Raw genomic sequence first — 16,114 nt, 5'->3', positions numbered from 1 at the left:
GCTACTTAACCCCTCTTTATTAATCATTTAATGAATAGCGTAGTTTCATATGGTTGGCGCCGGTGGTTACCATTTTTCCAAGGAGTTGGTTGAGGTTCATGAAGTAAGTATCAGCGAGCGCTTGGTTAGCGACAGTGAGTTGCGCGGTGCTATTTTCCGGATTAGCTAAAATTGCGGCGTCCGTTTTGAGTTGAATCTTGCGACAATCAATTAATGCTTGGGCTTCAAAAGCATCCCGAAGTCCTTGATAACGATTGAAGTCAGTATCTCCGAGTAGGGCTGTTAGACGATTTAACCAGTAAATGTTGTTAGGATCAAAGCTGGTTTGTGTCTCACGATAAACGGCCGACGTCGTATTTGTATTGGCATAAAATGGCACTAAACCGTTAAAGGTGTTGGGGCCAAATGCTAACCAATGAATCCCGGCAATCGCTTCGGGGACATCGTTGCGAATTTGCAGAATATGCGTTTCTTCATTTCGATTTAAACCGATTGTCCGGTAGCGTTGACGATCATCTTTTGAACCTGTGCCATAAGGATCAAAAGGCGTGTTCTCGAAATGAGAACTGAGGGCCCATTTAACGGCTTCAATCGTTAGTTTTTTAGTGGGGACCATCATGAAGGGCAGTTCTTGATCTTCATAGTCACCCTCATCAAGACCACCAAATGCTTTTAAAATGGCATAAGCGCGGGGATTATTATAATGAGAATCCTTGATGGTTGCTGTACCAAAGATGTGGCGGAGGTTTACTTGGTCTTCATCAGGATTGAGATGGTATTGCACAATTAGACTTGGTAGATCTTCTGAGAATAGCGTATTTGGTGAGGTAAAATCGAATTCAGCAATGTTGAGACGATTAGGCGCAACGACAAAGGCGTTATCTGGGATACGAATTGCTGCCCAGTGATGTCCGCCAATCGTTTCCAAGTACCAAACTTCATCGTGATCGGAAAAAGCAATGCCGTTGGTTTCATAAGTCCCATAGGTTTCAAGGAGTTGACCTAAACGTAACACGGCTTGGCGAGCTGATTGGCTATAAGGCAGAACGAGCGTTACGAAATCCGCTTCACCAATCCCGTCATTAGTTAGCGGATCAATCGCTAAGATATGGGGATTGTTGGTAATTGTTTCGCATGCAGTCATCGCGACGTTGGCGCTATTAATGCCGGCACCAGCCCAAATACCATATTGATCATCGGCATCGGGTGTCGAAGTGTAACGTAACGGACTTGTTGGTAGTTTGATTTTGAGCCCATTAATGGCTGAGGTGTAATCAACGGGTTGATCGGCTGGTTGAATAACGCGGAATTTTTGCGGATTAGGCTTGTTGTAGCCATCCTCATTTCTAGCGATAAGGGTTGAGCCATCAAGCGAGGCCTTTTTTCCTACTAAAATGGTTGTACAAGAACTGATTCGTTTATTCAAAAGAAGGACTCCTTCAAGGTTTATTATTCATTATAAGCCAATCGCTAGGGTAAAAGTCATTAAAAAGTGAGTAACTATTTAAAAATAGCGATTACTTTGGTATAGTGTCAGTATAAAGTTAAAGGGATTTACGAATAGGATGCTTTTGGGGGGAACAAGATGCCGAAGTACAAAAAGGGGCCAATTATGACGCAATGGGAATCTGATTTTTCAAAAGCGCGTGCTAAACGTAAGAAGACACTAATCATCCAAGGAGTGGTTTTAGTGTTGATCGTCGCTGGTGGGTTAACCTGGTTTATCAGAAATAACAACGCTAGCCAAAGTGCAACTCAAAAAGGGTCAACGCAATCGGGCGTTTTTTACCAACCCTCTTCTGAACGGACGAAAGCGGCCAGTGATGAAGTTGTGATTAATGAAAAAGATTTTAAAGCATCGGCCAGCAGTGCTACTGCAGAAGCCGATAATCAAGATGGTTGGGATGGTGTCTATCCAGATAAATACGTTAAAGGGGCACTGACAACCGATTATATGAATCTTATCGCGATGAACAATAGTGGGTTGCGCTGGTTGCAGGGGAATGGCTACCGTTTATTGACGGAAAGTGAATTCTTCAAAGAAACCGGCCAAGCAGCACAAAATAAACAAAAAACTGACATGAAAAAAGTTGTCGTCAGAGATCCGGGTACAAGCTTACCCGCTTTAAATGATGCGTATGGCCATCCGCGCTACTCATATTTCTGGGCAACAAAAGCCCAAAAAGCCATTCTGGGCCAAGTTAAAGTTAATAACCAATACCTCTTCTTTGAAGTAGGAAATAGTTTCTTTGATAAATAGGACAACAAAAAAGCCCCGTCGATTTTATAAAATCAACGGGGCTTTTTCTATGAGATATATATGCGCCACCCGGGAGTCGAACCCGGATCTCAAGAACCGGAATCTTGGGTGCTATCCATTACACTAGCGGCGCAACCTAATATATGTACTCAACAGTACAATATATTATTTTAGCGGATTTCTAGAAAAATTTCAAGTCCCAATTTTAATAAATCGCGATAAATCAACGTTTTAAAATTATTCGGAAAGAAAACGTATTCATTAAGCGCAAAGCATTGCATGTATTTTACTCACTTGATATAATGGTCTTGTTCAAAGGATAAGTTACTAGTTTTAGTAAGTTGCCTTTTATTTTTTGCCAGACATGGGTCGATTGATGACACAGATGGACATTTTATGTCCCACCGGAAAGTAGGCGAGAGCAATGCGCGATGAGTTATCTGCAATAGAAGCGGTTGCGCCTGATTTTGTCGGTGTCGTTAAGAAACGTTACCAAGTCCTACAACATATTGATTGGCTTGCACCAGTTGGGCGACGCACACTTGCTGAGCAGCTCAAATTGAGTGAAAGAGTCATTCGGACGGAGACGGATTTTTTAAAGGCACAAGGTTTGCTTAATTCGTCAAAATCAGGTATGGTTTTAACTGTCAAAGGACAAGAAGTTCTTGATCAGTTAAGACAAGTAATGGACCAGTTTTTAGGATTACGGCAGACTGAACGAGAGTTGAGTCGCTACCTTGGAATTGAGCATTGCTTAATTGTTTCTGGCAATAGTGATGAACAACCAAAAGTCCTCACCGAAATGGGCAAATTAGTCAATAGTACATTACAGTTGTTACTACCACAAGGTCAAAGTGTTGTGGCGGTAATGGGTGGTACGACGATGGCTAAGGCAGCTCATGAACTGTCAACCGATCTTTCTAAAAAGCGCAATTTAATCTTTGTGCCGGCTAGAGGTGGGATTGGTGAGAGTGTTGATATTCAGGCAAATGCGGTTTGTGCCGAGATGGCCAACCAAACTGGTGGTAAACACCGGGCGTTATATGTCCCTGAACAGGTGAGTGAGAAAACGTATGCCCCATTATTAGAAGAGCCAAGTGTTCAAGAAGTATTAAAACTGATTGAACGCAGTCGTGGCGTATTGCACAGTATTGGTGAAGCCATTACGATGGCAGAACGTCGTGACATGCCGGTCGAAACCATCAAGATGCTGAAAGAAAAGCACGCGGTGGGTGAAGCCTTTGGTTACTTCTTTAACGCTCAAGGCGAAGTGGTGTACAAGATTCCGCGAATTGGATTACAGATTCGTGACTTATTGAATATTCCGTGTGTACTCGCGGTTGCAGGTGGGACTTCTAAGGCCCAAGCAATTGAAGCGTACATGCACCTCGCACCTCAACAGACGTGGTTAATCACGGATGAGGGTGCCGCAAACTCGATTTTACAAGGGGCAACCCTTTAAAATAAAAATTTTCATTTCCTAAAGGAGGAAATTCTATTATGACTACAAAAGTAGGGATTAATGGTTTCGGACGTATTGGTCGTTTAGCTTTACGTCGTATTTACGCAACAAGCAGTGACGTTTTGGAAGTTGTTGCTATCAATGATTTAACATCACCAGACATGTTAGCACACTTATTAAAGTATGATACAGCTCATGGTCAATTCGATCACGAAGTATCAGCTACAGAAAACAGCATCGTTATCGATGGCAAGAACATTCCAGTTTATGCTGAATCAGATGCACGTAATATTCCTTGGGTTAAGAATGATGGCGTTGACTTAGTACTTGAAAGTACTGGTTTCTACACATCAGAAGAAAAATCACAAGCTCATCTTGATGCTGGTGCTAAAAAAGTTCTTATCTCAGCTCCTGCTGGCGCTGTTAAGACAGTTGTTTACGGTGTTAATGATGACACTATCACAGCTGACGACAACATCATCTCAGCTGCTTCATGTACAACAAACTGTTTAGCACCTTTAGCTAAAGCAGTTAACGATGCTTTCACAATCAAAGCTGGTACAATGACAACTGTTCATGCTTACACAGCTACACAAAAATTACAAGATGGTCCTGATCGTGGTGGAAACGTACGTGCTGCACGTGCTGCTGCTAACATCATCCCTCATTCAACTGGTGCTGCTAAAGCTCTTGGCTTAGTTGTTCCTGAATTAAAGGGTAAACTTGACGGACATGCACAACGTGTTCCAGTTATCACTGGTTCATTAACAGAATTAGTTGCAACTCTTGACAAAGAAGTTACAGCTGACGAAGTTAACGCTGCTGTTAAGAAAGTTACAGAAGGCAACCAATCATTCGGTTACAACGCTGACGAAATCGTTTCATCAGATATCATCGGTACAGAATTTGGTTCAGTATTTGATCCTACTCAAACACAAGTTGTTGGTAGTGGTGAAGGCCAAGTTGTTAAAGTTGTTGCTTGGTATGACAACGAATCAGGCTTTACAGCTCAAATGATCCGTACATTAGAAAAATTTGCTAGCTTAATCTAATTTCACTTTTGTGAACTTAGAAATGCGATAGCATTTTATAAGGCGGGAGGAGGTAAACTCCTTCCGTCTTTTTTTATGAAAATCTAGGAGGTTTGTCCACATGGCAAAACAAACAGTTGCAGATTTAAAAGATATTAAAGGCAAAAAAGTCTTAGTACGTGTTGACTTTAATGTACCAATCAAAGGCGGCGTTATCGGTGACGATAACCGTATCGTAGCTGCTTTACCAACAATCCAATACATCATCGACAATGGTGGCAAGGCTATCTTACTTTCTCACTTGGGCCGTATCAAGAGTGACGAAGACAAGAAAGAATTGACATTGAAACCAGTTGCTGCACGTCTTGGCGAATTATTAAACAAAGACGTTACTTTCGTTGCTTCAAACGAAGGTCAAGAATTAGAAACTGCTATCGATGCTATGACTGATGGCCAAGTATTAGTGATGGAAAACACTCGTTTCCAAGATATCGACAACGACTTTGGCAAACGCGAAAGTAAAAACGATCCTAAGTTGGGCGAATACTGGGCATCATTAGGCGACATGTTCGTCAACGACGCTTTCGGTACAGCTCACCGTGCTCACGCATCAAACGTTGGGATTGCAACAGCTATGAAAGCTAATAACAAACCTGCAGTTGCTGGTTACTTATTAGAAAAAGAAATCAAATTCTTGGGCGAAGCAGTTGACGCGCCAGAACGTCCATTTGTTGCTATCTTAGGTGGCGCAAAGGTTTCTGACAAGATTGGTGTTATCGAACATTTATTAGCTAAAGCTGACAAAGTTATTGTTGGTGGTGGTATGACTTATACTTTCTACGCTGCTAAAGGTTTATCAATTGGTAACTCATTAGTTGAAGAAGATAAGATCGAATTAGCTAAAGAATTAATCGAAAAAGCTGGCGACAAATTAGTATTGCCTGTTGATAACGTTGTTGCAGACGCATTCTCAAACGATGCTAAGACAGAAACTGTTGAAGGTAACATTCCTGATGGCTACATGGCATTAGATATCGGACCTAAAGCAATCGCTGACTTCGAAAATGTTCTTAAAGATGCTAAGACTGTTGTTTGGAACGGCCCTATGGGTGTGTTCGAAATGGACAACTTTGCTAAAGGTACATTGGCAATTGGCGAATTCTTAGGTAACTTATCAGGTGCTACAACAATCGTCGGTGGTGGCGATTCAACAGCCGCAGTTAAGAAATTAGGCGTTGGCGACAAGTTAACACATATTTCTACTGGTGGTGGCGCATCACTTGAATACCTAGAAGGTAAGACATTACCTGGTATCGCTGCTATTTCAGACAAATAATTTTAAATTAAGAGGAGATTTTCTCATGCGTAAACCAATCATTGCTGGTAACTGGAAAATGAACATGAACCCAACTCAAACAACTGAGTTCGTTAATGCTATCAAAGCCAACTTACCTAAGTTTGATCAAACAGAATCAGTTATCGGTGCACCTGCTGTTGACTTACCTGCTTTATTAGAAGCAGCTAAAGGCACAGACTTAAAAGTTGCTGCTGAAAACTGTTACTTCGAAGAAGCTGGTGCATTCACTGGCGAAACTTCACCAAAAACTTTGAATGAAATGGGTGTTGATTACGTCATCATCGGTCATTCAGAACGTCGTGATTACTTCCACGAAACTGATGAAGATATCAACAAAAAAGCACACGCAATCTTCAAAAACAACATGACACCTATCTTCTGTTGTGGTGAATCATTAGAAACTCGTGAAGCTGGCAAAGCTGAAGAATGGGTTTCAAACCAAGTAACAGAAGGTCTTAAAGGCCTTTCAGCTGACCAAGTTAGCTCAATGGTTATTGCTTACGAACCAATCTGGGCAATCGGTACTGGTAAAACTGCTTCTGCTGACCAAGCACAAGAAATCTGTGCTGTTGTTCGTCAAACAGTTGCTAAGTTATACGACCAAACAGTTGCTGACAAAGTTCGTATCCAATACGGTGGTTCAGTTAAACCTGCAAACGTTAAAGAAATCATGGGCAAAGAAGACATCGATGGTGGTTTAGTTGGTGGCGCAAGCATGGAACCTGCTTCATTCTTAGATCTTGTTCACTTTAACGACTAATTTTTCGCTCGTATGTATTTACGAATCACTAAAAATTAGCTAAAATAAGATGTGGGCTTTGCCTGACATCCAAAAAAGTGCTGGTGAATATCATCAGCCAAAAAAGGAGAAAATTACATGTCAATTATTACTGATATTTTAGGCCGCGAAGTCTTAGACTCACGTGGTAATCCTACTGTCGAAGTTGAAGTTTATACTGAAGATGGCGGCTTTGGTCGCGCAATCGTTCCTTCAGGTGCTTCAACTGGTGAACATGAAGCTGTTGAATTACGTGACGGCGACAAATCACGTTTTGGTGGCAAGGGTGTATTAAAGGCTGTTGAAAACGTAAATGGCCCTCTTGCTAAAGAAATCGTAGGTTTCGACACAACTGACCAACGCGGTATCGATGCTGCAATGATCAAGTTAGACGGTACTGAAAACAAAGGTAAATTAGGCGCTAACGCAATCTTAGGCGTTTCATTGGCTGCTGCACGTGCTGCTGCTGACGAATTAGGCTTACCATTGTACGAATACTTAGGCGGCCCTAACGCTCACGTATTACCAACACCAATGATGAACGTTATCAATGGTGGTGCTCACTCAGATAACAAAGTTGATTTCCAAGAATTCATGATCATGCCTGTTGGTGCTAAATCTGTACGCGAAGCTATCCGTATGGGTTCAGAAACTTTCCAAGCATTGAAGAGTCTTTTATCAGCTGACGGTAAAGTTACTTCTGTTGGTGATGAAGGTGGCTTCGCACCTGACTTCGCAAACAATGAAGAACCTTTACAATACTTGATCAAAGCTATCGAAAAAGCTGGTTACAAAGCTGGCGAAGATATCTCAATCGCTATCGATGTTGCTTCATCAGAATTATGGAACAACGAAGATAAGACATACAAATTACGTTGGTCAACTGGTGAAGAATTCACAACACCTGAATTCGTTAAATACCTTGAAGGCTTAGTTGCTAAATACCCAATCATTTCAATCGAAGATCCTATCGATGAAAACAACTGGGAAGACTGGGCATCAATCACTAAAGAACTTGGCGAAAAAGTTCAACTTGTTGGTGATGACTTCTTCGTAACAAACACTGATTACCTACGTAAAGGTATCAAGATGGGCGCTGCTAACTCAATTCTTGTTAAAGTTAACCAAATCGGTACATTAACAGAATCATTAGAAGCAATCGAAATGGCTAAAGAAGCTGGCTACACAGCTGTTGTTTCACATCGTTCAGGTGAAACTGAAGATACAACAATCGCTGACTTAGTTGTTGCTACAAACGCTGGCCAAATCAAGACAGGTTCAATGAGCCGTACTGATCGTTTAGCTAAGTACAACCAATTAATGCGTATTGAAGAACAATTAGGTGATACAGCTTCATACAAAGGTATCAACTCATTCTACAATATCAAAAAATAATAGGTGCGTTCGAGCCGTTTAGGCTTTGAGGATTAACCTAAAAACAGGCGTTACGGTGGTTTTCACCGTGACGCCTGTTTTGTAGTTAACCGGAAAAGACTGGTTCGAAAAGCCCGATGAATGCGTACAAGCTTGGTTAGATTTTGAGCATTAGCCTAGTGTTGTGAATAATCGGTGTAACCGATTGTTTGCAATACGTAGCTAAGCGCAGAAATTTTGCTTGAAAAGCATGTTAAGAAAGGGCATCTCATTACTGAGACGCCTTTTTTTATACTATCGTTGTAACCGTTTTAAATCAATGTCATAATAGAATTATCAAACATAAGTGAGGGTTAATTTAATGCATATCGAACATATTGGTTTATGGGTTCACGATTTAGAAGCAATGAAGGCTTTTTATCAAACGATGTTTCAAGCGACTGTGGGTGAGTTGTATGAGAACCACAAAAAAGGGTTCCAATCATACTTTTTAACTTTCGCAGATGGTGCGCGTTTAGAAATTATGCACCAAGATAGTGAACTAGCCGGCTTAGCAACTAGGGGCCAATTTGCGCACTTAGCGATGGCTGTTGGTAGTGAAACTGCAGTTGACCAATTAGTGGCTAAGTTTCAAGCACAAGGCTTACCATTGCTAAATGGCCCACGAGTAACAGGTGATGGTTATTACGAGGCAGTCGTTCAAGATCCAGAACAGAATTTAATTGAATTAACGGTTTAAGCCGACAAAAAAAGTTACTTCTAAGAGTAACTCTTTTTTGTTTGGTTAAGATTTTAAGCGATTAATTTCATCTTTGAGCGCTTGATTTTCTTTTTGTTTCTTTCGGTAACGCCAGTAGACGTAAGCCAGAATCAGTAGAATAAGTGTTAAACCTGCCAAGATGTAAGGCCAGTAGTCTGTTTCAGGCGTCAAGCTGACATCTTGTTGGTTCCACTTGGCCGCTGCTTGGCGGCTGATTGTAAAGTGACGTGTGAAGTGCCAGGTACGACCTTCTGAACGGACTGTTAAATCAAGCGTGTAACGGCCTGGTTTAAACCGATCATTAAGCGGTAGATAGAACTGCATAACCGAGTTTGGTGCAAATTGGACTTGCTTTTTCTCAGTTTGATAAAGCTTCGTCTTTTGGTTACGCTTGGTGACAAAAGCGTTTAATGAGGTTTGATTCTGGAACTTAGGTTGTACATTGCGAATATTGGCAATGATTTGGTTGGTCCCCATATGTTGACCAGTTTTGACAGCACCGAGTTTGAATTCTGGTGTGACACTTTGGTCATTGCTACGGGCAACTACTGCAACTGCATACGCAAACTTATTACGCACGCTAATCTGCTGTGTTGTTTTTGCTGTTGTTGGGACTTCAGTCGCGCTAATCCCACCAACTAATTGGCCTTTAAAAGCTTTATCAGGCGCTGTTAAGCGAATATTGACGACTTTTTGTTCATGAGCGGTTAACGTAATGTTCTTTTTGGCCGGTTTCAAATGTTTGCCCAACGGATATTTGAGTGTTTTATCCGATTGATTCACGTTATCGCTGTAATTGACGACGCCGTTAATATTGGTAGTCGCCGTGTTAGTTTGCACACGAACCTTAATTGGTTTGTCCTTATGATTAACTAATTTAATCTGGAGATCTTGTTGTTGCTTGGGTTGGACAACTAAATCAAAATAACTTAATTGTTTGTCGGCCTGATTGTCAGGCGGAATAATTGTCATCGCAAAATCTGCTACGGGTTGCGCGGCTTGAGTGGCTTGCGCGTGGGCGAAGAGGGCAATTAGGCCAAATAATAGGCCGATAACTAGTCTTTTAATTGTTGTCCGCATATTCAAAAACTCCTTTGTTAGCTATTTGGGCTAGCGATTAAAGTCCATGTGATATCTGATTGGTAATGTGCTTTGTCAGTTGGATTAACAGTTTTTGGTACGTGGAGGAAGATAGCATCACTATCTGTTCCTGATGTTGGTGCAGTGCCTAGGGTTGCTACAACGCTCCCGAAGGATGTCGCGCCACCTTTCATAAAGGTACTTGCTTGGTCGTTAACTTGAACCGTTTGATCGCTAGTCGTTGGTAAGGCAGCATCGCCCTTGTTAGCACCATCAATTGTGACGTTTGGTGTTTTAAACCAAATGTTAACGCCGGTTAAGACATCGGAAGCATCTGCGTCACTTGCGTCAGTAGTGCCAGCGTTAGCGAAATCTGTTTGGGCCACTTGTAGGTCCCAACCGTCTAATTTAGCTTGGCTACGATCATCTTGAATTGAAACAACATTACTAGTGGTAAGCGTGTTTACTGTGCCAATATGAGAGCCACTTTCCACCGCTGCTAAATCTTTGTCAGCTGAACGATCGATTTCATGGGAGCCGAAATGAAAGTCTGGAACAGCGGTAATCACTAATGGATTACTTTTTTCAGTGAAGACAACCGCTGCATCAGTCGTTTGTTTTTCAACTTCCGTAGGAGCTGCTTGGATTTGGCCTGCTGACAGAAGAGTTGTTGTTGCGAGTAGTGAGAATAAAGTTGTGCTAATCATTGTTTTTTTCATAGTAGGTCGCCTCTTTCTTAATGAGTAGAATAGTGGTTAATAATAGGAGCAATCCGCTAAGTTGATAATAGCGTATATCGGTAATACTGGTTTGTGGTAACCGTTGTGTTAATGGTGGTGCATATTCGAGTGGTGTCATGTGCCATTCGTTGTGAATGGTGCCCGCATTGTCGGGTGCGGCAATCAAAGGTGGTCGTGGTAGGGGGACGACCGGTAGCGTCTGCTGATTGCTAAATTGAATTGTCGCACTCGAACTAGCGGGCACAGCCTCTGCTCGAATCGGTGTGAATAATAGACTACCACCTAACAGAAAAGTGAAAAAATAGCGTTTATACATCGCCTCTAACCTCCTAACGATTTAATTGGGGGCAGTGATGAGCATTAATTCTAATTCAGCGGTATATGGGGTTGCGGTTTGTTTAGGACCAGCTGGAAATTGGGTTTGAACAGTTTCGTGGAGTAAATCCGTCAAATCCGTTTCATCTGCGCCGGGTTGAATCGGTGCATGAGCGGCCTTTGAATAGAGTTGTTGCGGTTGTCCGGCAACCAATGGTTTAGTGGTCTGATCCTTACGCCAAATTAGGGCATTATCGAGTGTGGCCTGACCAGCGGTAAAAGGTTGCTTGAGGTTGACCTGAACGGCCCAGTCTCCCCGGGTAGTGGCGCGTGGATCAGAGACAATCAGACTGGTATCTGCTGTCTTAGTATAGGGGTAGAGAGGACTTTGACTATTGGTAAGTGGGAGACTGCCAAAATTGAGGTGAGTTGGTGCTGCTAGAAAGCCTAGCTTACCAGCTGGAATATCCTTTAGAACCTTCCGAACAGGCGTTGTGAGCGCGTATGGTGCTGGGTAGTTAGCTTCGACAACAATCTGATTGGGCTGCGTTGGTAAATCAGATTCAAATTGATAGTCGAAAGCCTGGTTGGCAGCCGCTGCTTTAGCAGGGCCTTTTAATAATGATTGTCCCGCGGCGCTTAGAAAGTTCAGCGTGAGCTCACTGGCAGGAGTCGCGGTCCCATTTAAAGCAAATTTAAATTTCTGGGCATCATCGGTAGGGAGTCCACCAGTGTTGATAAGGGTGATGATTTCAGGTGGTAGTGGATCGTGCAAATGAAGTTGCGCAATATTTTGAGTAGAAGTGAGACTTTCAAATTTCGTTTTGAAAGTCGTGTCAGAACTGTTCGTTGTGTTAGTGGTGCCAATGGTGCTATCAAAGTGAACGAATGGATAAATCGTTTTGGTTTGATCCTTTTCAGTTAAACTGACGCCACGATAAATGGTGTGTGGGGATTGACTAGTTGTGTTTTCAAGGTTAAATTTAATGTTTTCAAATAGTCGGGTTGCGGCAACCGTATTGTTGTTGATAGTGACATCAGAATCGCCAATTGTAACGGGACTGTTGCTACCACTGAGGCCAAATAGGACAGATTGGTTAGTGGTTGTTTGATTATTAATAGTGACTTGACTGTCATCGCCAATTTTCATGTAAGAACCAGCACTCGCTAGTGGAATGAGCCCGTTGGCAATACTTTGCGCACCGATGATGGTGAGGTCAATAATACTGTTGTCACGGAAGTCATGCATAAGCGGTCGCGCACCTGAAACAGCTAAATATTGACCAAAAGTGGCTGATAGTTGACCACCAATATCCAATTTAAGACCATTGGCTTGGATGTTACGGATAAACGCATCTTTGGCGGTTAAGGTCATCTTAGAAGTGGTGTCGGTTGTCATTTGCATGATTGGATTACCACTTGAGGGGTTATAGATATAGGCAAAAATATCTTTACCAGCGTTTAAGTTAACCGAACTATTGTTAGTGGCACTTATTGGACTATCTTGAACATATGCACCGAAGACGTCTGAATTAGAAGCGAGTTTTATCGTACTATTCTTGTCCGCTGTAATGGGGCTTTTTTGTAGATAAGAGGTAAAGAGATTAGTGGTTGATTGAATATCGATTGTACTGTCCTGGGTTGCGGACATTGGTGATTGACTTTGTGCGTAATAATAAAGACTGCCTGCCAATTTCAAATTGACATGACCATTATTAGTGGCAGCAATTGTGCGGTTAGTCGTACCAGTTTGATAGAAGTTGTTGGCCTTTGTGACATTGATAGTACCACCATCTGAAGCAACTGCTTTGGAGCTACTTGATCCAGTGACACCGAAGATATGACCACCAGCATTGAGTGCTAAATTGGAACCAGACCCTTTTGATTCGATATTAATCTGAGGAATACCAGCGCCTGATGCCGGGAAAATAGCGTTGTTGGTTGTAATTGAAACTTTTGCACCACCGGAAACTTGAATACCGGGGGCAATACCATCAGTTGGGTTTTGATCAATTCGGATTAGGCCATAAGAGCCGCCACCGGCATGATTGATGGTCGTTGTCCCACCTCTAAAGTCTAACCGGCCTGTTTCAGCCAATTCTTGTGACCAAGTACCAGCAGTTTGGGTAATGGTATTGTTACCACTAAAGGCGATCACTCCCTGCATGAAATGAAGTGACTGCGCACTACTGTTGTATTCAACATTTTCGAGCAAGAGCGTACTACCATTTGCGTAAGACTCATTTGTTGGGTGACAGAGACCATAGTAGTTATTATTATTAATTCTTAGATTTGTAAATTTGATTGTTTTCTTTTGCATACCAGTTGAGCCGATGTACAGTTGTGTTGTTGGTGCTAGGACAGCAATATCAGCAATATTTAATAAATGGCGCTGTCCGGTCGTTGGATTGGTGCCATCGATGGTAATGTCTTGGGGATTATTTTTACCGATTTGAATTCTAGCAAGCAAGCTTTCGAGCACATTCAATGTGATATCAGCTGTTAGTTGGACGCTTTCGCCATTTTCTAAAGCCGCTTTTAATTCGGCTGCATTCGCAACGGGCGTGAGACCGGCTTTGACACCAGGATTTTGTGTCACAAGTGGTTTGATTGGTTCAACTGGCTCTTGCGGCGGTGTTTTAATCGGTTCTGATTCAGATTTCGCTGATTCTTCAGTTGTTGAGACGGATGACGATTCAGCGGATTGTATATTGCTTGGATCGTCTGGTTCAACGAGGACTGAAGATTGGGATTCACTTGGTGGGGCTGATGCTGATTCCTCAGCACGACTAACATGAATAGGGGATAGTAGTGCAGTCGATAGACTTAATAATAAGAGATACGAAACGGGGGTCTTCATCAGCATAGCCTCCTTGATTGATCTTATATCTTATAATAATCATAAATAATTGAAATTAATAAGTCAATAAATGTGATTCGGTGAGCAAAAATGATTGACGCCCGATATCAGATTTGAAAATGATAGCGCTGTTTGTTAGCCACCAAAACTGGTATAATAGGGATAATCAGATTCATCGGAGGAGTGATCATGATGAAAAAGGTAGATCGACAGACACGTATTGAACAGATTATTAATCAACAAGTGATAACAACCCAAGAAGAATTATTAGCAACATTAAGAGATGATGGTATTGACGCTACGCAAGCGACAATTTCACGTGATATTCGTGAAATGCAGATTGTTAAGGCCCGGGATGTGAACGGGGAATTGCGGTACACCGTTTTTCATGACGATGAACGGACGCAAGAACAACGGTTAAACGATAAGTTACGTGAAGTCGCCTTGACGATTACGCAGGTTCAGGTGATGAACGTGATTAAAACCGTGCCTAGTAACGGTAATCTACTAGCAGCGTTAATCGACGACTTAGGGTATGAGGATGTTGTTGGGACGCTTGCTGGGCATGATACAATTGTAGTTATCAGTCCTGATGAAGCACATGCGGCAGATTTAAATCAACGTTTTTCAGCACATTTAGCGGGAACTAACCGAAATTAACGACTAAAAATTAATTAAAGGGCGCCAATAAGTTAGGTATTAAGAACTAACTTATTGGCGCCCTTTTTTCAGGAGATTAGGTATTCGCAAAAGCTTATCTGATTGATTTGACCACTATTGAACAAACAATTCGCAATCGATAGTCTAAAAGCTGATTTTTAGCGGAATAAGCGCTTGGTTGTAAGCCTTATCAATTGACACTTGTTGTTTATCTTCTTAACATGAATAATATAAATAAATTTATGCAATGACATTTATTAGGAGGTTACTGATGGCACATTATCTAGAATTTGACCATGTTTCAAAGATTTATCGCGGTGGTAATAAGGCCGTTGATGACATTAGCTTCACAGTTGATCAAGGTGAATTCATTTGCCTAATTGGCACGTCTGGTTCCGGCAAAACAACGACAATGCGCATGATTAACCGGATGATTAATCCCACTCACGGCACAATTACACTGGATGGTAAATCGTTAGCGGACACGGATCCCGTTAAACTACGGCGCAAAATTGGCTATGTCATTCAAAATATCGGATTGATGCCCCATATGACAATTCGTGACAATATTACAATCGTGCCCAAACTGTTGAAATGGTCCGATGAAGACCGTGAAAAAAAGGCACAGGAATTATTAAAACTGGTAGAATTACCTGCTGATTTTTTAGATCGTTATCCAAGTCAATTATCAGGTGGTCAACAACAGCGAATCGGTGTTATCCGAGCGTTGGCTGCTGGGCAGGATATTATTTTAATGGACGAACCATTTGGCGCACTTGATCCGATTACACGAGAAGCACTCCAAGATCTTGTTAAACAACTCCAAGTTGAAATGGGGAAAACAGTGATTTTTGTAACCCATGATATGGACGAAGCACTCAAATTATCATCACGAATTGCGATTATGGATGGTGGCAAAATCATTCAATATGGCACGCCTAATGAGATTTTACGACAACCAGCCAACGATTTTGTTAAGGACTTAATCGGTCACGATCGGTTATTGGAAGCTAAACCAAATGTCGAAACTGTTGGGCAAATTATGCTGAAGACACCGGTCACGATTACGCCAGATCAATCACTGAGTTCTGCGATTAAATTAATGCGGCAACGACGGGTTGATACGTTGTTAGTCGTTGACGACCAACAGCTGCTTCAAGGGTTAGTGGATTTGGAAAATATTGACCATCATTACAAAGATGCTGGTACCGTTCAAGATATCATGTCGACGAAGGTCAACTTTGTGAATCAAACCGATCTGGTCCGCGATACAATCGAACGGATATTGAAGCGTGGTTGGAAGTACGTGCCCGTTGTCGATGATGACCATCGCTTAGTGGGGATTGTTACGCGGACAGCGCTTGTCGATGTCGTTTACGACGCCGTTTGGGGCGATGACGAGCCAGACAATGCAACAGACTAAAGGAGGCCAGAGCA

The 16,114-nt window shown here is 42.1% G+C and carries 14 protein-coding genes and 1 tRNA gene; 9 read left to right on the top strand and 6 right to left on the bottom strand.

Annotation, left to right across the window (positions count from 1 at the left end; all coding sequences use genetic code 11):
• Positions 1-19 precede the first annotated feature (19 nt).
• Positions 20-1,426 carry a C69 family dipeptidase gene (locus tag LEUCM_RS09170; protein ID WP_025015910.1) on the bottom strand — a complete coding sequence of 469 codons (1,407 nt, stop codon included), beginning with the start codon at positions 1,424-1,426 and terminating at the stop codon, positions 20-22.
• 159 nt (positions 1,427-1,585) lie between these two features.
• Here LEUCM_RS09170 and LEUCM_RS09165 point away from each other — a divergent pair, with 159 nt between their 5' ends.
• Complete coding sequence (locus LEUCM_RS09165; protein ID WP_035146526.1) at positions 1,586-2,260, top strand: hypothetical protein; 675 nt, start codon at positions 1,586-1,588, stop codon at positions 2,258-2,260.
• A gap of 61 nt (positions 2,261-2,321) precedes the next feature.
• Here the strand turns inward: LEUCM_RS09165 and LEUCM_RS09160 are convergent.
• Positions 2,322-2,393: transfer RNA gene (locus LEUCM_RS09160), tRNA-Arg, on the bottom strand.
• Between the two features lie 291 nt (positions 2,394-2,684).
• On the opposite strand from LEUCM_RS09160, the gene LEUCM_RS09155 reads away from it, so the two are divergent.
• The 6 genes from LEUCM_RS09155 to LEUCM_RS09130 all read left to right on the top strand — a co-directional run bounded on the left by LEUCM_RS09155 (position 2,685) and on the right by LEUCM_RS09130 (position 9,001).
• Positions 2,685-3,722, top strand: coding sequence for a sugar-binding transcriptional regulator (locus LEUCM_RS09155; protein WP_016264803.1), 1,038 nt, complete (start codon positions 2,685-2,687; stop codon positions 3,720-3,722).
• A gap of 38 nt (positions 3,723-3,760) precedes the next feature.
• Entirely contained in the window at positions 3,761-4,774 is a 1,014-nt protein-coding gene (gene gap / locus LEUCM_RS09150; protein WP_025015907.1) for a type I glyceraldehyde-3-phosphate dehydrogenase, read from the top strand.
• A gap of 100 nt (positions 4,775-4,874) precedes the next feature.
• Complete coding sequence (locus tag LEUCM_RS09145) at positions 4,875-6,089, top strand: phosphoglycerate kinase (protein ID WP_016264805.1); 1,215 nt, start codon at positions 4,875-4,877, stop codon at positions 6,087-6,089.
• Positions 6,090-6,114: 25 nt separating this feature from the next.
• Positions 6,115-6,870 (top strand): triose-phosphate isomerase, encoded by a 756-nt coding sequence (tpiA, locus tag LEUCM_RS09140; RefSeq protein ID WP_011374315.1) that lies wholly within the window; start codon positions 6,115-6,117, stop codon positions 6,868-6,870.
• A 117-nt stretch (positions 6,871-6,987) separates the two neighbouring features.
• A complete protein-coding gene (eno, locus tag LEUCM_RS09135; protein ID WP_011374316.1) occupies positions 6,988-8,283 on the top strand; it encodes a phosphopyruvate hydratase in 1,296 nt (431 codons plus the stop codon).
• Between the two features lie 340 nt (positions 8,284-8,623).
• Positions 8,624-9,001: a VOC family protein gene (locus LEUCM_RS09130; RefSeq protein WP_025015906.1), complete on the top strand. Its 378-nt coding sequence runs from the start codon at positions 8,624-8,626 to the stop codon at positions 8,999-9,001.
• Between the two features lie 45 nt (positions 9,002-9,046).
• Here the strand turns inward: LEUCM_RS09130 and LEUCM_RS09125 are convergent, their stop codons facing one another.
• The 4 genes from LEUCM_RS09125 to LEUCM_RS09110 are packed head-to-tail and all read right to left on the bottom strand — an operon-like array spanning position 9,047 to position 14,017.
• Positions 9,047-10,102, bottom strand: a complete 1,056-nt coding sequence (locus tag LEUCM_RS09125) for a DUF3324 domain-containing protein (protein WP_025015905.1) — start codon at positions 10,100-10,102, stop codon at positions 9,047-9,049.
• A 17-nt stretch (positions 10,103-10,119) separates the two neighbouring features.
• On the bottom strand, positions 10,120-10,821 hold the full coding sequence (locus LEUCM_RS09120; protein WP_016264808.1) for a WxL domain-containing protein: 702 nt from the start codon (positions 10,819-10,821) through the stop codon (positions 10,120-10,122).
• Positions 10,802-11,158: a hypothetical protein gene (locus LEUCM_RS09115; RefSeq protein ID WP_011374321.1), complete on the bottom strand. Its 357-nt coding sequence runs from the start codon at positions 11,156-11,158 to the stop codon at positions 10,802-10,804. Before LEUCM_RS09115 ends, LEUCM_RS09120 begins: the two co-directional genes overlap by 20 nt.
• A 21-nt stretch (positions 11,159-11,179) precedes the next feature.
• Complete coding sequence (locus LEUCM_RS09110; RefSeq protein ID WP_016264809.1) at positions 11,180-14,017, bottom strand: pectate lyase-like adhesive domain-containing protein; 2,838 nt, start codon at positions 14,015-14,017, stop codon at positions 11,180-11,182.
• A gap of 192 nt (positions 14,018-14,209) precedes the next feature.
• Here LEUCM_RS09110 and argR point away from each other — a divergent pair, with 192 nt between their 5' ends.
• Together argR and LEUCM_RS09100 are read left to right on the top strand one after the other, a co-directional pair.
• Positions 14,210-14,677, top strand: a complete 468-nt coding sequence (gene argR, locus LEUCM_RS09105) for an arginine repressor (protein ID WP_025015904.1) — start codon at positions 14,210-14,212, stop codon at positions 14,675-14,677.
• A 271-nt stretch (positions 14,678-14,948) separates the two neighbouring features.
• Positions 14,949-16,100, top strand: coding sequence for a betaine/proline/choline family ABC transporter ATP-binding protein (locus LEUCM_RS09100; RefSeq protein ID WP_016264811.1), 1,152 nt, complete (start codon positions 14,949-14,951; stop codon positions 16,098-16,100).
• Positions 16,101-16,114 lie beyond the last annotated feature (14 nt).

Origin of the sequence: Latilactobacillus sakei subsp. sakei DSM 20017 = JCM 1157 (assembly GCF_002370355.1) — a bacterium.
GTDB lineage: Bacteria > Bacillota > Bacilli > Lactobacillales > Lactobacillaceae > Latilactobacillus > Latilactobacillus sakei.
The sequence above is the reverse complement of the archived record's forward strand: the minus strand, read 5'-3'. Positions and strand labels throughout refer to the sequence as shown.